The 20,636-nt window shown below is 70.3% G+C and carries 18 protein-coding genes; 15 read left to right on the top strand and 3 right to left on the bottom strand.

Annotation, left to right across the window (positions count from 1 at the left end):
- Positions 1–57: 57 nt before the first annotated feature.
- Positions 58–1,329 carry an NAD(P)/FAD-dependent oxidoreductase gene (locus ABZV00_RS11125; RefSeq protein WP_355604352.1) on the top strand — a complete coding sequence of 424 codons (1,272 nt, stop codon included), beginning with the start codon at positions 58–60 and terminating at the stop codon, positions 1,327–1,329.
- A gap of 28 nt (positions 1,330–1,357) precedes the next feature.
- On the opposite strand, the gene ABZV00_RS11120 is transcribed toward ABZV00_RS11125, so the two are convergent.
- Positions 1,358–1,735 carry a DUF4267 domain-containing protein gene (locus ABZV00_RS11120; RefSeq protein WP_355604349.1) on the bottom strand — a complete coding sequence of 126 codons (378 nt, stop codon included), beginning with the start codon at positions 1,733–1,735 and terminating at the stop codon, positions 1,358–1,360.
- 112 nt (positions 1,736–1,847) lie between these two features.
- Between ABZV00_RS11120 and ABZV00_RS11115 the strand changes: the two genes are divergently transcribed.
- Complete coding sequence (locus tag ABZV00_RS11115) at positions 1,848–2,435, top strand: TetR/AcrR family transcriptional regulator (protein WP_355604346.1); 588 nt, start codon at positions 1,848–1,850, stop codon at positions 2,433–2,435.
- Between the two features lie 61 nt (positions 2,436–2,496).
- Here the strand turns inward: ABZV00_RS11115 and zwf are convergent, their stop codons facing one another.
- Entirely contained in the window at positions 2,497–3,876 is a 1,380-nt protein-coding gene (zwf, locus tag ABZV00_RS11110) for a glucose-6-phosphate dehydrogenase (protein WP_355604343.1), read from the bottom strand.
- A gap of 223 nt (positions 3,877–4,099) precedes the next feature.
- Here zwf and ABZV00_RS11105 point away from each other — a divergent pair, with 223 nt between their 5' ends.
- From ABZV00_RS11105 to ABZV00_RS11090, 4 genes are all read left to right on the top strand, one after another.
- On the top strand, positions 4,100–5,695 hold the full coding sequence (locus tag ABZV00_RS11105; RefSeq protein ID WP_355604340.1) for a beta-N-acetylhexosaminidase: 1,596 nt from the start codon (positions 4,100–4,102) through the stop codon (positions 5,693–5,695).
- Between the two features lie 308 nt (positions 5,696–6,003).
- Complete coding sequence (locus ABZV00_RS11100) at positions 6,004–6,792, top strand: hypothetical protein (RefSeq protein WP_355604337.1); 789 nt, start codon at positions 6,004–6,006, stop codon at positions 6,790–6,792.
- 2 nt (positions 6,793–6,794) lie between these two features.
- A complete protein-coding gene (locus ABZV00_RS11095; protein WP_355604335.1) occupies positions 6,795–7,994 on the top strand; it encodes an NAD(P)/FAD-dependent oxidoreductase in 1,200 nt (399 codons plus the stop codon).
- Positions 7,995–8,087: 93 nt separating this feature from the next.
- Complete coding sequence (locus tag ABZV00_RS11090) at positions 8,088–8,993, top strand: IclR family transcriptional regulator (protein WP_355604332.1); 906 nt, start codon at positions 8,088–8,090, stop codon at positions 8,991–8,993.
- On the opposite strand, the gene ABZV00_RS11085 is transcribed toward ABZV00_RS11090, so the two are convergent.
- Positions 8,924–9,544 (bottom strand): isochorismatase family cysteine hydrolase, encoded by a 621-nt coding sequence (locus ABZV00_RS11085; protein ID WP_355604329.1) that lies wholly within the window; start codon positions 9,542–9,544, stop codon positions 8,924–8,926. The genes ABZV00_RS11090 and ABZV00_RS11085 overlap by 70 nt on opposite strands.
- A 171-nt stretch (positions 9,545–9,715) precedes the next feature.
- Between ABZV00_RS11085 and ABZV00_RS11080 the strand changes: the two genes are divergently transcribed.
- The 9 genes from ABZV00_RS11080 (at position 9,716) to ABZV00_RS11040 (ending at position 20,611) form a co-directional block, all read left to right on the top strand.
- Positions 9,716–10,510 (top strand): ABC transporter ATP-binding protein, encoded by a 795-nt coding sequence (locus tag ABZV00_RS11080; protein ID WP_355604326.1) that lies wholly within the window; start codon positions 9,716–9,718, stop codon positions 10,508–10,510.
- A gap of 21 nt (positions 10,511–10,531) precedes the next feature.
- The gene (locus ABZV00_RS11075; RefSeq protein WP_355604324.1) at positions 10,532–11,404 is read left to right on the top strand and encodes an ABC transporter permease; all 873 of its coding nucleotides are present in this window, start codon (positions 10,532–10,534) and stop codon (positions 11,402–11,404) included.
- Positions 11,405–11,527: 123 nt separating this feature from the next.
- Positions 11,528–12,601 (top strand): ABC transporter substrate-binding protein, encoded by a 1,074-nt coding sequence (locus ABZV00_RS11070; RefSeq protein WP_355604321.1) that lies wholly within the window; start codon positions 11,528–11,530, stop codon positions 12,599–12,601.
- Positions 12,598–14,319, top strand: a complete 1,722-nt coding sequence (locus ABZV00_RS11065) for a thiamine pyrophosphate-dependent enzyme (RefSeq protein WP_355604319.1) — start codon at positions 12,598–12,600, stop codon at positions 14,317–14,319. The genes ABZV00_RS11070 and ABZV00_RS11065 overlap by 4 nt, the downstream gene beginning before the upstream one ends.
- Positions 14,312–15,736 carry an aldehyde dehydrogenase family protein gene (locus ABZV00_RS11060; protein ID WP_355604316.1) on the top strand — a complete coding sequence of 475 codons (1,425 nt, stop codon included), beginning with the start codon at positions 14,312–14,314 and terminating at the stop codon, positions 15,734–15,736. The genes ABZV00_RS11065 and ABZV00_RS11060 overlap by 8 nt, the downstream gene beginning before the upstream one ends.
- Entirely contained in the window at positions 15,723–17,012 is a 1,290-nt protein-coding gene (locus ABZV00_RS11055; protein ID WP_355604314.1) for an MFS transporter, read from the top strand. The genes ABZV00_RS11060 and ABZV00_RS11055 overlap by 14 nt, the downstream gene beginning before the upstream one ends.
- Positions 17,013–17,091: 79 nt before the next feature.
- Positions 17,092–18,291, top strand: a complete 1,200-nt coding sequence (locus ABZV00_RS11050) for a CoA transferase (protein ID WP_355604311.1) — start codon at positions 17,092–17,094, stop codon at positions 18,289–18,291.
- Between the two features lie 30 nt (positions 18,292–18,321).
- Positions 18,322–19,188: a cyclase family protein gene (locus ABZV00_RS11045; RefSeq protein ID WP_355604308.1), complete on the top strand. Its 867-nt coding sequence runs from the start codon at positions 18,322–18,324 to the stop codon at positions 19,186–19,188.
- Complete coding sequence (locus ABZV00_RS11040) at positions 19,181–20,611, top strand: MmgE/PrpD family protein (RefSeq protein WP_355604305.1); 1,431 nt, start codon at positions 19,181–19,183, stop codon at positions 20,609–20,611. Before ABZV00_RS11045 ends, ABZV00_RS11040 begins: the two co-directional genes overlap by 8 nt.
- The last annotated feature ends 25 nt before the right edge of the window (positions 20,612–20,636 follow it).

Below are 20,636 nucleotides of genomic sequence, written 5' to 3'. Positions count from 1 at the left end.
CCTGACGCAATCAATCATTCAGTTGACACGCACATGCGTGTGGATGACACTCGTGGCATGAACACCATCGATGTCATGATCATCGGCGGCGGGATCGGCGGCCTGTGCCTGGCCCAGGGCCTGCGCCAGGCCGGCGTCGCCGTCACGGTCCACGAACGCACCTACGTCCGCACCGACTGGCTGCAGGGCTACCGGATCCACATCAACCCGCATGGCAGCCGCGCTCTGCACGCCGCCCTGCCGCCCGCGACCTGGCAGGCCTTCCTCGACACCGTCTCGGTCGGCGACGGCGGATTCGGGTTCACCACCGAACACCTCGACGATCTGCTGCGGTTGCCCGCCGACGAGATCACCTCGGGCGACGGCCCGCAGGACCAGCACTACGGCGTCAGCCGGATCAGCCTGCGCGAGGTACTGCTGTCCGGAATGGACGACGTCCTGCGGCTGGGCAGCGAGTTCACTCACTACGAGATCACCGGCGACGGTCGGGTCACCGCACACTTCGCTGACGGCAGCACGGCCACCGCTGACGTGCTCATCGGCGCCGACGGGGCCAATTCACGCGTACGCGGCCAGCTGATCCCGCACGCGCGGCGCGTCGACACCGGCGTCATCGCGATCGCCGGCAAACACCGCCTGGACGGGGCCACCCTGCCTCGCGTCCTCACGCACGAGACCAACCTCGTGATCCCGAAGGATCGCGGTTCCCTGTTCACCGCCGTGTGGCGCCCGGACCGGAACCTGCTCGCGCAGCGGGATCAGATTCCCGCCGAGTTCCTGCTCGACAACACGACCCCGTTCGTGCTGTGGGGTTTCAACGACGCGGCGGCCGCCTTCCCGGTAGACGTCGAGAAGCTCAGCGGCGCCGACCTCCGCACGGTGGTGCTGAACCGCGTGGCCGGCTGGGCACCCGCCCTGGGTGACCTCGTCCGCGGCTCCAACCCGCAGACGATCAACGCGATTCGCCTCCGCAGCGCCACCCCGGTCGACCCGTGGCCGACCGGGCCCGTGACGCTGCTCGGCGACGCGATCCACAACATGACACCGCTGGCCGGCGTGGGCGCCAACACCGCCCTGCGCGACGCCGACCTGCTACGCCGCAAGCTCACCGCGGTCGCCGCAGGCCAGGACAGGCTCGTCCCCGCGCTGCAGGACTACGAGCGGCAGATGCTCGACTACGGCTTCGCCGCCGTCCGGCAGTCGCTGCGCAACGCCAAGCAGACGGCGTCACCCAGCCGCCTCGGCCGGACCGCCTTTCGGACGGTGCTGCGCACGGTCAACGCGATTCCGCCGGTACGCCGCCGGTTCGCCGCACAACTCGGCCAGTGAGTCCCGACCCGAGCGGCGTGACAAGCGGTTACGCGACGAGCAGGAACACGCTGATCGCCAGCATCACCACGGCGGTGGCCCCGTGGATGCCGTAAACGGCCGCCTTGGGCCCGTTGCTGCGCAGCACGATCAGCGCGTCGCCGACGGGGATGACGGTGGCGGTCAGCATGAACCAACCCAACAGATGGGGTGTCGCTCCAGCCAGCAGGATGAAGATGAAGAGCCCCGAGGCTATGTCGCGCACCGCCTTGACGGTCAGCCAGGCCTGGAAGTTCCGGTCCTCGGTCGGTGTGCCGGGGATGCCAAAGCCGGCGGCGGCCTGCGGTGCCCAGAAGGCGCGCGCGCCGATGAAGATGATGCCCGCGCCGATCAGTCCGGCGAGCACGCTGGCGACGTTGGTGAGCATGGGTTGGGTCCCCTCCCGACGGTAGTGCCGCAGCGATTCCTAGCGGCACTAGTAGTGGTAGCGACGATAACCCTAGCCTCGACAGCATGTCTAGTGCTGCTAGGATGTTGTCATGTCCGCCATCAACGAGCGCCGTGAGCGTGAACGCGCCCAGCGCCATGAGCTGATCGTCACGGCCGCGCGCGAACTCGCGGAAGCCGAAGGCTGGGAGGCGGTGACGACGCGCCGGCTGGCTGAACGCGTCGAGTACAGCCAGCCGGTGCTGTACAGCCACTTCAACGGCAAGGACGCCATCGTGAGCGCCGTCGCCATCGACGGCTTCAGTGAACTCGCCGCCCACCTGCGCCGCGCGCAGCAGGCCGCCCCCGAGCCGGGGCAGGCCCTGCGTGCCGTCTGCCGCGCCTACCTGGAGTTCGCGACCGAACGACCTGCCCTGTACCAGGCCATGTTCGTCCTGCCCACTGACTTGAAGTTCGCGAGCGCCGAGACACTGCCCCCGCTACGGGCCGCTTTCGACGAGTTCGTGAGCTGCTTCCGCCCGGACAACGAGCGACGCGAACTGTTCGCCGAAGTCATCTGGAGCGCGTTGCACGGCATGGCTGTCCTGTCCGGCAGCGGCCGCATCCCCCCGGCCGGCCAGGAAGAACGGCTCGATTTCCTTGTCACTCAGATCGCCGACACCCCGAACGGGGGCAATTGAAAGGCCAGGGATCTGAGCCGAGGCGTTAGCTGGCCGCGTCCGCGCACCATGCCCGGCACGGTCACCGCAGGTGTGGGGCGTGCCAGCCGCCGGCGAGCGCGTCGGCGTCCACCGGACCCCACGTGCCCTTGTCGTACGCCTGCACCTCCGCCGGCAGATCCAGGATCGGTCCGACGACGCGCCACTCCTGCTGGATCGTCTCCTCGCGGGCGAACCGCAGGTGCTGCCCGTCCATCGCGTCGTCGAGCAGGCGCTCGTACGCCTCCTGCCGGTGCCCGAGTGCCGCGCCGAAGTCCACGGACAGGTCCACCGGACGGCTGGCCACCTCGGCGCCCGGGCTCTTCGCCTGGATCGACATGGTGATGCCGTCGCGGCGGCCGAGCCGGAACCGCAGTAGGTTCGCGGGTGCCACGGCGCCGCCCTCGGCCGGGATGAGGGACCGCTGCGGCTGCTTGAACTCGACCACGACCTCGGTCGCCGTCCCGGGCAGGGACTTGCCGGTCCGCAGGTAGAAGGGCACTCCCGCCCAGCGGGGGGAGTTGACCGTCAACCGGGTGGCGACGAACGTCTCCGTGTTCGAGTCCGGCCGTACGCCCGGCTCGTCCCGGTAGCCGGCGTACTGACCCCGCACGGTGGACTCTGGCGACAGCGGCTCGATCTGCCGCAGCACCGCGACCTCCGCCTCGCGGAACGCGTCGGTGTCGTCGGCGACCGGCGCTTCCATCGCGATCAGCGCGACGACCTGCAGGATGTGGTTCTGCAGCACGTCGCGGGTGGCGCCCACGGTGTCGTAGAAGCCCGCGCGGCCCTGGGTGCCGAAGCCCTCGGCGAGGGTGACCTGAATGTTGTCGATGTGCTCGCTGTTCCACAGCGGCTCGAACAGCCGGTTGGCGAACCGGAAGGCGTAGAGGCCTTCGACGGCTTCCTTGCCGAGGTAGTGGTCGATGCGGAACACGCGATCCGGGTCGAAGGCCGCGCGCAGCGTGCGGTCCAGCTCGTGGGAGGACTCCAGGTCGCGCCCGAACGGCTTTTCCACGATGACCCGGCCGCGGTCGGCCAGACCGACCGCCGCCAGGCCCTCGACGACGGAGCCGAACACCGCCGGGGGGATCGCCAGGTAGAAGATCGGACGGTCGGCGCCCTGCAGGCGGGCGGCCAGCCGCTGGTACGTGCTGGGGTCGGCGTAGTCGCCGGAGATCATCGAGAGGTTGCGCGCCAACGCGTCGAACGTCTCGTCGTCGACCTCGTCGTTGGCCTCGGCGACCGACTTGCGGGCGGTGGTGACGAGCTGCTGGTCATCCCAGGGGGAGCGGGCGACGCCGATCACGGGGACGTCGAGGCGGTCGCGCCTGGTCAATTCGTACAGCGCCGGAAACAGCTTCTTCGAGACGAGGTCTCCCGTGACGCCGAACAGCACTACCGCGTCTGAGCGCACGTGCATGGTTCTTCCATCCGATTGAGTAAACCTGATCATCCAACCGGAGAACCTCCCGACCCACGCTCGAATTCCCCCCGAGCAACCCGCGTGAGGACGGCGACAAGGCCCCGGTGGGCTCGGCCGTCCAGGCGAGCACAATAAGGAAGGTTTACAGTTCCGGCGTACCCCGGGTAGCGTGCGAATCGGATCGATCACCACCGATCGCCACGAAGGCCTGGAGGTATCCGTGCGTCGCCGACACACCATGACGCGGCTGCTGGTCATAGCCGCACTCGGACTGCCGTTCATCCTTCCGGGAGCCCCGGCCGTCGCCGCCCCGACCACCCCATCCCGGCAGCTGACCGACGTGGTCCCCGCACCCGTGGAGACCCGCCCCGACACCCGCGGCACCTTCCGGATCAGCCCGCTGACCGTCATCCGCACCGCACCCGGCTCGCTCGCCGCTTGGCAGGCGGGACGGCAACTCGCCGAAACCCTGCGCCCCGCCACCGGCTACCCGCTGCCCGTGCTGCCCGTACGTTCGACTCCGCTGCCCGAGATCGCCCTGGTCGTCGGGGGAGCGGACGCACGGATCGGTCAGGAGGGCTACCAACTCGACGTGACCCGCCGCGGCGTGACGATCCGGGCCAACACCGCGGCCGGGCTGTTCGCCGGCACGCAGACGCTGCGTCAACTGCTACCCGCCCAGATCGAAGCACCCGACCGGCAGCGGGTCACCTGGACGGTGCCCGGCGGACGGATCGTGGACTACCCCCGCTTCGCGTACCGCGGAGCGATGCTCGACGTGGCCCGGCACTTCCACACCGTCGACGAGATCACCGCGTACGTGGACCTGCTCAGCCAGTACAAAATCAACTACCTGCACCTGCACCTGACCGACGACCAGGGCTGGCGGATCCAGATCGACTCCTGGCCCCGGCTCACCACGGTCGGCGGCGGGCCGGGCACCGGAGTCGACGGCGTCGGCCCCGGGTTCCTCACCAAGGCCGACTACAAGGCCGTGGTCGCTTACGCCGCCGCCCGCCACATCACGATCGTTCCCGAGATCGACATGCCCGGGCACACCAACGCCGCCCAGTCGACCTACCCCGAACTCAACTGCGACGGCGTCGCACCGGCCCCGCGTACCGACACGGCGGTCGGCTACAGCTCGCTGTGCATCAACGACGACCTGACCTACCGCTTCGTCGAAGACGTCATCCGCGAGCTTGCCGAGATCACGCCCGGCCCGTTCCTGCACATCGGCGGCGACGAGGCGCACGCGACCACCGACGAGGACTACCGCACCTTCATGAACCGGGTCCTCCCACTGGTCGCCAAGTACGGCAAGCGCGCCTCCGGGTGGAACGAGGTCGCGCAGGCCGACCCGCCGACCGACGTCGTCGCGCAGTTCTGGGGCACCGGCACCACCAACGCCGACCTGGCCGAGGCCGCCGCCCGGGGCAACAAGGTGGTCATGTCGCCGGCGAGCAAGTCCTACCTGGACATGAAGTACGACGTCAACACCCGCCTCGGGCTGCGCTGGGCCGGCTACATCGAGGTGTCCGACGCGTACGGCTGGGATCCGGCCACCCGGGTCACCGGCGTCGGCGAGGAGGCGATCCTCGGCGTCGAGGCGCCGCTGTGGTCCGAGACGCTGCGCACCCTGGACGACATCGAGTACATGGCCTTCCCACGCCTGCCCGCGATCGCCGAACTCGGCTGGTCCACGGCAGCCAGCCACAACTGGGAGTCGTTCCGGACACGACTGGGGGAGCAGGCACCCCGCTGGCGACTGCAGGAGGTCAACTTCTACCCGTCCCCGCAGGTGCCCTGGCTCTGACCCGACTAGCCATCCCCACCGGCCGGCCCTGCGGTCAATGATCATCACTCAGTCCACCGGCGCCACCCTCCGCGTCGGTGGTGGCCTGTACATCACGCCAGCCCCGAGGACGTCGCGGCGTGGCGGGTGGCGCACGGTGGAAGGGCTGCCGTGTCGTCCGCGGCTCATCGGTGTCAGAGGCGTCCCGTGGCCCTGGTCAGGTACACCAGTCGCTGAACCCGGGTGGGTTGACCGCGTCCCACCGCAGCCCCTATCGTTCCAGTACGTTGAACGGCGTACGGCTCAGTCGAACGATTTGGTGGGATGTAGTGGTCGAGGCACCTCTGGGCATCATTGTTCCACCGGCCAACCCGACGGTTGAGCCCGAGCTTCGCCGCCTGCTGCCGCCCCGCGTCCGCTACCACGTCGCCCGCCTGCCAGTCGTGGACGGGACGCTCGCGCAGCGGCTGGATCGTTACGCCGAGTTGTTGCCAAACACCGCCGCCACACTGCGAGGCCTGGACCTGCGGGCCAGTTACGTCGCCTGTACCGGCTGTTACTACCGGTCGGGGCGGACCGACGTGAATCGCACCGACGAGGCGGCGACCGAGCGGCTCGGCGCACCGGTGTTCGGCGCCGCGAGCGCGGTGCGGCAGGTGCTCGACCGCCTCGGAGTGCGGTCACTGACCCTGGTCTCGCCGTACCCGGACTGGCTCACCGAGCAGGCGGCGGCCTTCTGGCGGGCGACCGGCCGCAGTGTCGGCACGCCCGTGCCGGTGCCCGGCACGGGCGCCATCTACGACCTTGCCTCGACCACCGTGCGGGACACCGTGCACCAGGCGCTGCGGGCGCCGGCCGACGGTTTCCCGCCCGGGCATGCGGTGCTGCTGACCGGAACGGGCGCGCCCAGCCTGGACGTACTCGATCAGGTCCTGCCGGAGGCACCCGTGCCGGTGCTCTCCTCGAACCTGGCGGGCGCCTGGCAGCTGTTGAAGATCGCCGGGGCGACCCACCTGGCGAGTGAGTCACAAAGCCCGGCGCTGCGGCATCTGGCCGCCGCCCTGACTCAGCCCTCCATGACCGGAATCGCCGGCGGTGTCGTCGGCGGGAAGGAGTGAACGTGGCGCCAGCCAGCCACCCCGTGGAAGCACCGGTCGTCGTCCTCGGCGGCGGACCGGTGGGCATGGTGACGGCCCTCGCCCTGGCCCGACGCGACATTCCGGTGATCGTTCTCGAACGCGGCCACGACGAGGTGCAGTCGGAGTGGCGGGGCTCGACCGTCCACCCGCCGACCACCGAGCTGCTGGACGAGCTCGACCTGGCCGCCCCGGTGCTCAAGGAGGCGGTCCGGGTGCACCGGCTGGACTACCGCGACCTCGAACTGACCGAGTCCGCCTGCTTCTCCTACGACGCGTTGGAGGGGGAGACCCGCTATCCGTTCCGGCTGCAGTACGAGCAGTACAAGCTGGTCCGGCTGCTGCGCCGCGCGGTCAGTGAGGCGCCGAACGTGGACATGCGGTTCGGGCACGATGTGGTCGGGCTGCGCCAGGACGACACACGCGTCGAGTTGGTCGTTGCGGTCGGCGACGCCCGAACCGCGGTGACCGGTCGTTGGGTGGTGGCCGCCGACGGCGCACACAGCACCGCCCGCAAACTGCTCGATGTCCCGTTCCCCGGCTTCACGTACCCGTCCCTGAGCCTGGTGGTGGCCACGCCGTTCCGCTTCGAGGACGCGGTGCCCGATCTCGGGGCGGTCGGATACTGGTCCGGCCCGAAGGGCCGCTTCTCGCTGATCAGGACACCGGACATCTGGCGGGCGGCGCTATCGACGGCGACCGGGGTCGACGACGAACCTCCTCCGGGTACCCATCCGGCCTTCCTGGCCGCCGTCGAGCTCCTGCTGGGCGGTCGGCCCGACGCCCGCGAGCTGCCGCTGAGCCAGCACCAGTTGTACCGCAGCCACCAGCGACTCGCGGCCTCCTTCCGGATCGGCCGTGTGCTGCTGGCCGGCGACGCCGCCCACCTGAGCAGCACCACCGGGGGCATGGGTCTGAACTCGGGAATCCACGACGCGATGGCGGTCGCCACCGCGTTGGCCGAGCCTGACCAGGACGCGGCCACCATCGGGTACGCGGAGCGTCGCAGATCCGTCGCCGAGCGTTTCGTCCAGCCGACCACGACGGAGAATCGCACCTCGGCGGACGGGGTCGAGCTGGCGGGGCGTCGCGAGCGGTTGATCCGTCTTCGGGCACTCGCCGAGAACCCCGAGGATGCCAAAATGTACCTGCGGCGTGTCAGTATGCTCGGGATCCAGCACTAGGCATCGGGCGTCCACCAAGACCAGATCCGGCCGTCCGCTGGCGTTCGGGAAATGCACGGACGAGAGGTGATCGAATGGGGATCAGCGGTGCCGGTGACTGAGCCAGAAGACGGTCATCGCTATACGACGAGCGGCCTGGGTCGCGCGCTGGCGGTGATCGATCTCCTCGCCGAACGCAGCCCGGAAATGATCGGGGTGTCCACAATCGCGCGAGAGCTGAACCTGCCCAAGGCGGTGGCCCACCGCATCCTCAAGGAGTTGACGGCCAACCAGTTCGTCACCTTCGACGAGGGTACCCGGCGGTATCGGCTCGGGCCGGGCGCTCTCGCGGTCGGCCTGGCCGCACTGCGCGCCATCGACGTCCAGGCGATCACGAACCGGCACATGCGACGGCTGGTGGAGGCCACGGGGGAGACCGCGACGCTGTCGATGCGGCAGGGCTGGGTGCGGGTCTACACCGACCAGGTGCTCTCGCCGCACGAGATCCGGATGTCCGTCACGCTCGGCTCCCGACATTCGCTGGTCGCCGGCTCGTCGTCCAAGGCGATCCTGGCGGCGCTGCCCGACGCCGAGGTGGCCGAATACCTCGCCACCCACGAGCTGATCCCGGTTACCGCGGCCACCATCACGTCGGTCGAGCAACTTTGGGCTGACCTGCGGACGGTCCGTCAGCAGGGTTACGCGGTAAGCCGGGGTGAACGGCAGGCCGGCGCGGCAAGCGTGGCGGCGCCCATCCGGCTCGCCTCGGGCGAGGTCTACGGGTCGCTGTCGCTGTGTGGCCCACAGGACCGCTTCTCATCGCGGCTGCTGGCCGAGTACGGCGACCTGGTGGCGGACGCCGCCCGCCAGGCCAGCGCCGAGTTGGGCTACCAGTCCGCCCCAGCCGAGGCGGACCAGGGGCCGGCGGAGAGGAAGCGGCTGGCCCGGCGTCAGGCGACCCGGTCCGCTGCGGACCAGGCCGCGACCAGCTCGGCCGAGGTCGTGGTCTCGCAGAAGTAGAACCCCAGATTGCGGATCGCCGCCTCGGCGAGGTCCGCGCGGGTCCAGCCGACCAGGTCGGTCGGCATCGTGGTTGCCAGGTCCGACATGTACGCGTCGCGGATGGTCGAGTCCACGCAGACGTTGGCAGCCGTGCCGACCACCACCACGTGGTCGCGTCCGTGCGCACGCAGCAGATTGTGCAGGGGCGTGCCGACGAAGGCGCTGTAGCGCGTCTTCTCCAGGTGACAGTCGCCCGACTCGGGCCGCAGGCCGTCGGCGAGCTCGGCGCCCCAGGAACCCGCAGCGCAGACGCTGAGCGGGCTGCGGCCCATCGCCTCGGCGCGCGCCCGCCTGGCCGGCGACACGAGCTGTTCGTGGGCGGCCTGGCGTACCCAGATGACCAGGCAACCGGCGGTCCGTGCCCGGTCGAGGAAGCTCGGCAACCGGTGGGCCAGATCGGTGTTGACGCCGACGTCGGCGCCGAGCTTCGCCATCGCCCCGGTGGGGGAGCAGAAGTCGTTCTGCATGTCGATGACCAGCACTGCTGTGCGCTGCGGCAGGTGTTCCATGGCAGTTGCTCCGAATTGGGGGATTGGTAAGGAAGCAGTGGTATCGACTCGGGTCCTACAGACCATTGACCTCGCCGCCGAAGATAGCTTACGTTCCCACCAACAGAACGGCGTACTGCACAAGCGAACAATCTCGCGAGAGACGCGGGTCGGCCGGTGACAGGGGAAGCCATGAGTGCGATCAAAGTGGAGGGCGTCAGCAAGGTCTTCGCCGGCGCCGGTGGGGAGTCGATGCTCGCGCTGAGCGACGTCTCGCTCGACATCGCCGACGGCGAGTTCGTCGTGCTGCTCGGTCCGTCCGGATGCGGCAAGACGACACTGCTGCGGATCATCGGCCAGTTGGAGGCCCCGACCGTGGGGCGGGTACGACTCGACCACGGAGGGCGGAGCGACGACGCCGACCGGCCGCTGGGTTTTGTGTTCCAGGAGGCCACTCTGATGCCCTGGCGGTCGACGGGCGCCAACGTCGCCCTCCCGCTGGAGATGGCCGGTGTCGGCAAGCGGGAGCGCACGAACAAGGTCCGCGAGATGCTGACCCTCGTCGGCCTTCCCGAGGCTGAGAACAAGTTCCCGCACCAACTGTCGGGCGGCATGCGACAGCGGGTCTCCATCGCCCGGGCGTTGGCGCACGACCCGCAGGTGCTGCTCATGGACGAGCCGTTCGGCGCCTTGGACGCGCAGACCCGCGACATGATGAACGCCGAGCTGCAGCGGATCTGGCTGGAGAACCGCAAGACGGTCGTCTTCGTGACGCACTCGGTCTCCGAAGCGGTGTTCCTGGCCGACCGCATCGTGATGCTGGGGACCAAGCCCGGCCACATCCACTCCATCACCGAGGTGACGCTGCCGCGGCCGCGCACCATCGCCATGACTGAGTCTGCCGAGTTCCGCCACCTCGCCGCGGAGCTGCGCCGCCAGATCGGCGAGGTGCAGGAAACCGAAACCCGACCCGCCGTCTCGGCCTGACCCGCACTCGAGGTGTCGCACGTGACCACTACTGAACAGCGCCACCCGGCGCCGACGTCGTCTTCTGGACAACCGCTGCGTCCCCCGCCGCCGACCTGGTCGCAGCGACTGCGCAACAACCGCTGGCTGTCCTTCTACACCAGTCCTCTGCTGGTCGCGTTGTTCCTCGTGGCCTGGAAGGTCTACGTCGAGGTCACGGACCTGTCCCGGTTCGTGCTGCCGGCACCGGAGGCGGTGTTCAAGTCGTTCGCCGAGCAGATCACCGACCCGTTCGTGTGGCAGACCCACATCTGGACGACCTTCTACGAGGTCATGATGGGCCTGGCGCTGGCGATCGTCCTGGGCGTGGGGCTCGGCCTGATGATCGGCAAGTCGCCGCTGTTCGACCGGATCGCCCGGCCGTTCATCGTCGCCACTCAGGTGGTGCCGAAGGTCGCGCTGGTGCCGCTGTTCATCCTCTGGCTCGGCTTCGGCCCGTCGTCGAAGGTGGTCATGGCGGCGTTGCTGGCCTTCTTCCCGCTGCTGATCAACACCTCGTTCGGCGTCCGCTCGGTGCCACGCTCCATGCACGACCTGATGACGACGCTGAAGGCATCGCGCTGGGAGCGGTTCTGGAGAGCAGACCTGCCGTACACGATGCCGTTCATCCTGGCCGGCATGGAGCTGGCGGTCGTCCAGGCGACCATCGGCGCGATCGTCGGCGAGTATCTCGGCGGCGACAAGGGCCTCGGCCGGTACGCGGTCAACCTGCAGAACGGCCTCCAGGTCGACAAACTGTTCGGCGCGATCCTGATCATGGCCCTGTTCGGCTTCACCCTCTACAGCGTCGTGACCGGCGCCCGCCGGCTCCTGATTCCCTGGCACGAGTCCGTGCAGCCGCGACGCACGCCCTGACGGGCCGCGCTCTCACCTAAAACCCGATCCATGGTCGGCGCCGCGACGCGGCGCGGGCAGGTCCCTCCTTGCCTTTTATCCGTCGCACACCATCCATCCATCCCTCGGCACCGGGAGATTCTCGTGAAATATGACCGTTCCATCGGCGCGCCGGTCTCGCGGCGCTCGTTCCTCCGGGTCGGCGCCACAGCGGGGCTCCTGCTGCCCAGCGCCGGCGGCATGACCCTGCTGCTCAGCGGTTGCGGTGGCGACGACAACAAGGTCAACGCCGACGGCAGCATCTCCGGCTCGTACATGACCGCCTCCGGCATGACGCTGAGCTTCGTGGAGACGATGGTCGCCAAGGAGCGCGGCTTCTTCGCCGAGTACGGCCTGAAGCTGGACATCAAGGGTGGGCAGGGCACAGCCACGGCCATCCAGGCGGTGCTCGGTGGTTCGGCCGACCTGACCCGGGCCAACGGCATCAACGCCATCATCGCGGTGGCCAACGAGCAGGCACCGTTCATCAGCATCGCCAGTGTGCGGCAGAAGTCGCAGTTCGAGGTGGTGTCCCTGCCGAACAGCCCGATCCGCAATCCGGCCGAGCTGGCCGGGCGCACCTGCGGCATCGTGTCCACCGGTGGCGCCACCGAGAACCTGCTCGACGTCATGCTGATCAATGCGGGCGTCAACCCCAAATCGGTGAAGCGCCCGGTCACCGGTGTCGGCACCGCCGCGTACGAGCTGGCCCGCAAGGGTGATGTCAATGCGTGGATCTGTGTCAACACCGATCGGGCCACCATCCAGAAGGAGGTCGGCGAGGTCGTCTTCTTCAGCACCGACGAGTTCGCACCGATGCCGTCGGACTCGTACAACACCAGTTCCCGGATGGTGGAGTCGGGCAGCGACATGCCGGTGAAGTTCCTTGCCGGCGTACTCAAGGCCATCGACTACGCCAGCAAGGAGGAGAACTGGGACCAGGTCATCAACGACCTGCGTAAGTACAACCCGGAGGCCGATCCGGCCCAGGCGCGCGCCGAGCTGCCGCTACTGGTGGAGAGCTGGCTGGCGGCCGGTCCGGACAAGGCCCTGCAGATGGACGACCAGACCTGGCTCAAGGGTCAGGAGAGCCTCATCAAGGCCAAGCTGGTGAAGTCCGCGGCGCCGATCGACAAGCTCATCTACCGGGATTACCTTGAGCGCGCGAGGAGCCTGTGACGGCCGGCAGCGGGGCCGCCGCGGTGCTGGCGGCGGCCGCGGCCAGCGGCGTGCAGCGACTGTGGTTCAACAGTGGCTCTGAGCTGACCTCGTTTCAGGAGGCCAGCGCGCAGGCCCGGCACAAGGGGGAGCCGACCCCGGAAGTCATCACCTGTCCGCACGAGCACGTCGCGCTCACCGCTGCGATGGGCGAGACCATGGTCTCGGGCCGACCCGCCATGACAGCGGCCCACGCCGACCTCGGCCTGTTGCACCACGGTGGCGCCATCCACAACGCGATGTGGGGCGACCACCCGATCATGATCATGTCGGGCTACCCGCCCACCCGGGCGGAGTCGCGCACCTCGCCGGTCTTCTGGAAGCAGCAGCGCTGGGACCAGGGCTCGATCGTCCGGCAGTACGTCAAATGGGACTACAAGCTGTCCGCCCTCGACGACGCTGCCCTGGTCGTGGCGCGCGGCCTGCAGGTTGCGCTCGCTCCCCGGCGGGGTCCCGTCTACCTGGCGATGCCAGAGGAAGTGGGCCGGCACCCGGTCGCGACCAGCGATCCGGTCCCTAGCGCCCAGATGCTCGGCATTCCGGTCCTCGGCCACGGCGATGCCGGCGTGGTCAGCGAGGTGGCCCGCCGCCTGACGACTGCCCGCCGGCCGGTCGTCGTCACCGACCGGGTAGGCGTGGACCCGCGGGCCGTGACGCTGCTGGCCGAACTGGCCGACACCCTCGGCGTGGAGGTGCGCGCCTCCCGCTACCGGATGAACCTGCCGGACGACAACCCATGGCATTCGACCGCGCCGCTGGACCAGTTCGACGTCATCATCGTGCTGGACCACCCGGTGCCCTGGATGCCCGCTGTGGAGCGGCCGCGTGACGACGCGTGGATCGGTTGGGTCGGACCCGACCCGATCGAGAGTCGCGTCCCGCTGTACGAACTGCGCGCCAACGCCCGGACCACCGCCGACCCGGCGGCGTTCCTCGCAGCCGTACTCGCCGAGGTCGGCGGGGCCGGGCCGGGCGACGCCGACGCCGTCCGGCGGCGCCGGCAACACCCGCCGGCCCGTGCGGCGGAGGCCGACCCCGGCGGTACGCCAGCCTCCGGCGTACCCACCCCCGCGCTGATCGCCGCAGCGCTGGACCGGCACCTGTGCCCCGACGACCTGCTGACCTGGGAGGTGTTCGACACCACTACGGTCCGCCGTACGAAGCCGGGCACCCTCTTCGAGAAGGGCGGCTCCAGCCTCGGCTGGTCCGTGGCGGCGGCGACCGGCGCCAGCATCGCCGCCGGTGGCGCCCACGCGGTGGCGGTGACCGGGGACGGTTCGTACCTGTTCGGCTCGCCGGACTCGTGCCTGTGGTTGCAGCAGCAGCACGACGCCCCGGTGGTCACTGTGGTGGTCAACAACGGCGGGTACCGCACCGGCACGACCACGCTGGCCGCGCACTACCCGGACGGCCTGGCCGTCACCGAACCCACGGTGATCGGCGGCCACCTCACCCCGTCGCCGGACTTCGCGGGGCACGCCCGCTCGCAGGGCTGCTATGGGGAGCGGGTGGTCAGGGCGGCAGACCTGGCCGCGGCCCTGGACCGGGCTCGCACGGCGGTCGCGCGTGACCGCGTCCCGGCTGTGCTGGACGTCTGGGTGCCCGAACACCTCACCGGGTCGATGGATCCGGGACGCCGGGTGCGCCCGGTGGACGACGAAGGGAACACCGATGGCTGATGTCGTCTCGCCTATCGACGCCCGGGTCCTGACCCACGTCGCACCCGCCTCGCCGGCCGAGGTGGACGCAGCCGTCCGGGCGGCGCGTGCCGCCCAGCCGGCGTGGGCCCGGCGCACCGGCAGCGACCGAGGCCGGATCCTGCACGCGGTCGCCGACCTCATCGAGGCCAGCCTCGAGGAGCTCGCGGAGACCGAGACCCGCAACACCGGCAAAATCCTCAGTGACACCCGGCGTGAGGTACGCCGGGCGGCGGGCAGCTTCCGCTACTACGCGGGCTGGGCGGAGCAGGTCCGCGGCGAGACCATTCCGGTCGGCCCGGATTACCACACCTACACGGTGCCCGAGCCGCACGGCGTCGTCGCCGGCGTCATCCCGTGGAATGTGCCGTTCTTCTTCGCCGCCAAGAAGATCGCGCCGGCGCTCGCCTTCGGCAACGCCTGCGTGCTCAAGCCGGCCGAGGAGACGCCGTTGACCGCCCTGCGGCTGGGTGAGCTGCTGGCCGAGGCGGGCGTGCCCGGCGGCCTGGTGCGGGTGCTGCCGGGCGGCCGCGAGACCGGGGCGGCGCTGGTGTCGCACCCGGACGTCGACCTGATCGTGTTCACCGGTCACCACGACACCGGAAAGGCGATCGCTCGCTCGGCGGCGGCCAACCTCACCCCGGTGGCGCTGGAACTGGGTGGCAAGTCGCCGCAGATCCTCTTCCCCGACTCCGACCTGGATCGGGCGGTCGACGCCGTGGTGCTGGGCGTCTTCGCCTCCTGCGGGCAGATGTGCATCGCCGGTTCGCGGTTGGTTCTGCACGAGTCCATCTACGACGAGGTCCTCGACCGGGTGGCCGAGCGGGTGCGGTCGCTGCGGGTGGGCGACCCGTTCGACGAGCAGACGGACCTGGGTCCGCAGATCACCGCGGCGCAGCGGGACAAGACGGTGGAGTTCATCGCCGAGTCCAACGCGGCTGGTCGGCTGGTCGCGCAGGCCGCGCTGCCGGACGACGAACGGTTGCGGAACGGCTTCTACGTACCGCCGACGGTGTTCGACCGGTTGGACGACGAGGCCCGCCTGCTTCGCGAGGAGGTCTTCGGGCCGGTGCTGGCGGTGTCGTCGTTCCGCGACGACGCCGAGGCTCTGCGGCTGGCCAACGACACCCAGTTCGGCCTCGCGGCCGGCGTATGGACCGCCGACATCGCCCGGGCCCACCGGTTCGCCGGCCAGGTACGGGCGGGCACGGTGTGGATCAACACCTACCGGGTGCTGTCCGACCTGGTGCCGTTCGGCGGCGTGGGCCTGTCCGGGTACGGCCGGGAGAACGGCACCGAGGCGGCCCGGCTCTACCTGCGCCCGAAGTCGGTGTGGACATCGCTGGCCAGCGGAACCCCGCAGGGGTACGGAATGGGAGGCGCGGGTGCGGCAGGCTGACCGTCAGGCCGGTCCACCGGTCGACGCGCCAGCCGACGAGAGGGGCCGCGGCGGTCTCGCGTTGTTGCGGGACCGCCGCTTCGGCCCGTACTTCTTCGGGTCGCTGGCGTCCAACACCGGCACGTGGTTCCAGAACGTCGCGGCGATCCTGACCATCTTCGCGCTGACCCGCTCGGCGTTCATGGTGGGTCTTGTCACCGCCCTGCAGTTCGCGATGCAGTTGGTCCTCGCCCCGGTGATCGGGGCGCTGGCCGACCGCACCGACCGGCGGCTGCTGATCATCGTGGGGCAGACGCTGGGTGGTACCGCCGCCGCTGTTCTCGCACTGCTGGCGTTCCTGGACGCGTTGAACCCGTGGCTCCTGCTCACCTTCATCGGACTGTCCGGGGTGGGTCAGGCGATCACCGGCCCGGCCGCGCAGGCGCTGGTGCCCAACATCGTCGGACGCGCTGACGTTGCCCAGGCGATCGCCCTGCACTCGCTCACCTTCAACCTGTCCCGCGCCATCGGCCCGGTCGCCGGGGCGGCCACGTACGCGGTGGCCGGCGCCGGCACGGCGTTCGCCGTCAACGCCGCCAGTTTCCTGGTGTTCGCCCTGGCGCTGACCGGCGTGCGGCTGCCCCGCTCGGGCGACGGGACCCGGGCGCGCGGCCGGCTGGGCGTGTTCGGCGGCGTCGCCTACGTGCGTCAGCAACCCGAACTGGTGCGCTGCCTGGTCGCCGTGGCCCTGATCGGGCTGGCGATGGAGCCGATCAACACCCTGTCCCCGCTGTTCGCCGAGGGTTTCGGCGGCGGTGAACTGCTGGTGGGCATCTTCATCACCTTCTTCGGGGTCGGCTCGGCGCTGATCGCCGGCTGGGTCGGCAAGCTGCGGCGGACGGTGGGCAGCGGCCGGACGGGGGCTCTCGGCGTGGCCGCGCTGGGTGCCGGGATGGTGGTGCTGGCGGTGAGTCCCGGACCGGTGGTGGCCACCGTCGGTATCGCCGTCGGTGGAGCCGGTTACCTGCTCGCCGTGAGCGACGTCAACGCCACCATGCAGCAGGGACTGGCCGACGCGGTACGTGGCCGGGTGATGGCGCTGTGGTCGATGTGTTTCCTCGGCATCCGGCCGGGTGCGGCGATGCTGCACGGCTGGCTGGGCGACACGTTCTCCGCCCGTACCGGCGCGTTCGTCGCGGCGGTGTCCGCGATGGCCGCCGCAGTGGTCCTGCGCGGCCGGCTGACCCGGTCCCGGTCGGCCACCGGGCCTGTCCAGGAGGAATGGCAGGCCCGTTGACCGCGAACGTCACCACAGCCTATTCTGCTGAGCGAAACACCGTTCGCTTCAAGCGAACGAATCGAGTTGGGGAGGCCCAGTGCACGACGGACCGCTGACCGGACTCCGTGTCATCGACGCCTCGACGATCCTGGCCGGCCCGCTGTGCTGCCAGATCCTCGGCGATTTCGGTGCCGAGGTCATCAAAGTCGAACACCCCGTCGCCGGCGACAGCATGCGCGGCCACGGCCACGCCAAGGACGGCAACCCGCTGTGGTGGAAGGAGATCTCCCGCAACAAGCGGACAGTCGGCCTCAAGCTGTCCACACCGGAGGGCGCCGACCTGCTGCGCCGCCTGGCCGCCACCGCCGACGTGCTGGTCGAGAACTTCCGCCCCGGCACCCTGGAACGGTGGGGGATCGGCCCGGAGCAACTACAGGAAATCAACCCCGGCCTGGTCGTCGTGCGCATCTCCGGCTTCGGCCAGCAGGGCCCCTACGCGCACCGACCCGGCTTCGGCACGCTCGCCGAGGCGATGAGCGGCTTCGCCCACCTGACCGGCGACGAGGACGGACCGCCGACGCTGCCGGCGTTCGGCCTGGCGGACAGCATCTGCGGCATCGCCGCCTCCTCGGCCACGATGGTGGCGCTGTGGGCCCGCGAACGCAACGGCGGCAAGGGCCAGGTCGTCGACCTGAGCCTGCTCGAACCGATCATGATGGCGGTCGGTCCCGGACCCACCGTGTACGACCAGCTCGGCGTGATCGAACACCGGCACGGGAACCGGTCGACGAACAACTCCCCGCGCAACACGTACCGCACCAAGGACGGCGACTGGGTGGCGGTGTCCACCAGCGCGCAGTCCATCGCCGAGCGGGTACTACGCCTCGTCGGCCACCCCGAGGTCATCGACGAACCATGGTTCGCCTCCGGACGTCAGCGGGCCGCGCACGCCGACCTCCTCGACGACTACGTGGGCGGCTGGATCGCCGCGCGTACCCGCGACGAGGTCATGCGCGCGTTCGAAGAGGCCGGCGCGGCCGTCGCGCCCGTCTACACCGCCCGCGACATCGTCGCCGACGAACACGTCCAAGCCGCCCGGATGGTCGTCACCGTCCGCGACCCCGACCTCGGCGAGGTGCTGATGCACAACGTGCTGTGGCGTATGTCCGACACGCCAGGCCGGATCCGCTTCACCGGTCGGCCCCTCGGGGCCGACACCGACGATCTTCTCGTCAACGAACTCGGCTGCACCCCCGACACCATCGCCGAGCTGCGCGCCCGGGAGATCGTGGCCTGACGGCCGCCACCACCGAAGCTAAGGATTGTCGTGACCACAACGAGCATCACCGCCGAAACCAGCCCGGCGACCGGGACGGGGGCGCTACTGGCCGCCGTCAACGCCGGAGTCCGGGTGTACGACCTGGGCCGTCGCCTGACCATCGGCATGCCGCAGTCGCCGAACCACCCGCCGTTCTGGCACGCCCTGCCCCGCCGGCACGGCGACTCGGTACGACCCGACGGCGGTTCCGCCGCCAACGACATCATCACCATGGGCACCCACGTCGGAACCCACGTCGACGCCTTCTCGCATGTGTCTCAGGACGGCCGGTTGTTCGACGGCTCCGACGCCGCCGCAGCCGGCCGCGGTGGGCGTTACGCCGAACTGGGTGCGCACACCATCGCCCCGATGGTCCGCCGTGGCGTGCTGCTCGACGTTCCGGCCGCCCTGGGCCTGCCCGACGGCTGCGTTCCCGGATACGAGATCACGCCGGAGGACCTGTCGGCCGCCGCCGAGCGGCAGGGCACCCCGGTCCGGCCGGGCGACGTGGCGCTGGTCCGCAGCGGCTGGGGACAACTGTTCGACCACGAGGACCGCACCCGGTACGTCGGGCACGGCACCGGCGTACCCGGAGTCGGCGCGGCCGGCGCCACATGGCTCGCCGACCAGGGCATACATGCCGCCGGGGCGGACACGATCGCCTTCGAGTGCCTGCGACCGGGCGCCGGGCACAGCGTCCTACCGGCCCACCGCGTGCTGCTGGTCGAGCGGGGCGTCTACATCATCGAGACGATGGCGCTGGAGGAGTTGGCCGCCGACGCCGTGCACGAGTTCCTGTTCGTGCTGTCGCCCCTGGCCATCTTCGGCGCCACCGGCTCGCCGGTTCGCCCGCTGGCGGTGATCGTCAATGGTTGAGCAGACCCTCGCCCGACAACTCGCCGCCTTCGCCGCCCGCACGGGCGCCGAGCCACTGCCCGAGCGGCTCGCCACCAGCGTGCGCCAACGGGTTCTCGACATCCTCGGACTGTGCGTGGCCGCGCACCGGCTGCCCACCAGCCGCGCCGCGCTGGACTACGTCGCCGACCAGGGCGGGCGCGGTCAGGCACACGTCGTCGGGCTGCCCGACCCGGTGCCCGCGGCGCAGGCGGCGTTCGGCAACGGCGTACTCGCCCACTCGCTGGACTACGACGACACCCACCTGCCCTCGGTGCTGCACCCCAGCGCCGCCGTGGTCCCGGCGGCCCTGGCCGCCGCGCAGGCCGCCGGCGCCGACGGCGCCGCGCTCACCAACGCGGTCGCGGTCGGCATCGAGGTGACCGTACGGCTGGGGATGGCCGGCTTCGATCCGGTGCTGAACAACTCGGTGTTCTTCGAGCACGGCCAGCACGCCACCTCCATCTGCGGCGCGATGGGCGGTGCCGTCGCCGCCGGCATGCTGCTGGGCCTCGACGAGAACGGGCTGCTGGACGTGCTCGGGGTGACCGCCTCCATGGCCTCCGGGGTGATCGAGGCCAACCGAACCGGCGGCACGGTCAAGCGGCTGCACTGCGGCTGGGCCGCACACAGCGCCGTCACCGCCGCCGACCTGGTCCGGCGCGGCTTCACCGGGCCGCCCACCGTCCTGGAGGGCCGGTTCGGCTTCTTCACCGCCTTCCTGCGCGGTGAGGCCGACCACGACCAGGTCACCGACGTGCTCGGAGAGCGGTGGGCGGTGCCGGACATCTTCTTCAAGCCGTACCCGGCCAACCACTTCACCCACGCCGCCATCGACGCCGGCCTGGCCCTGCGCGCGCAGGGCGTGCCCGTGGACCGGATCGAGCACATCGAACTGCGGGTACCCGCAGCGGTCATCCGCACCATCGGGGAGCCGATCGCCACCAAGCGCGCCCCGGACACCGGCTACCAGGCCCAGTTCAGCGGGCCCTACGCGGTCGTCGCCGGCCTGCTCGGCGGCGGCGGGCTGGGCCTCGGGCTGGGCGACTTCACCGACGACCTGGCCCGTGACCCCCGGCGCCGGGCGCTGATGGCGTGCGTCGACGTGGTCCCCGACGACGAGTGCACCAAGATCTTCCCGCACCAGTTCCCGGCCGTCGTGGCGGTACGCACCGACGACGGACGGACCTGGCGCGAGGCGGTGCTGACCAACCGCGGCGGCCCGCAGCGGCCGCTGTCCGACGCGGAGTTGGCGTTGAAGTTCCGGGACAACGTCGCCGGGCGGGTCGACCCGGACACCGCCGACCACGTGGTGGCTACGGTTCTCGGCCTTGCCGACGTCACCGACGTCGGCGACCTGCTGCGCCCGCTGGCCCGACTACGGACCGGCACCGGCTCCGACTGACCCCCCCCACTCCGCTGTCCGCCAA

Source organism: Micromonospora sp. NPDC005173, from assembly GCF_040608515.1.
Lineage (GTDB): Bacteria > Actinomycetota > Actinomycetes > Mycobacteriales > Micromonosporaceae > Micromonospora.
This window is presented reverse-complemented; position numbering and strand designations above follow the sequence as displayed.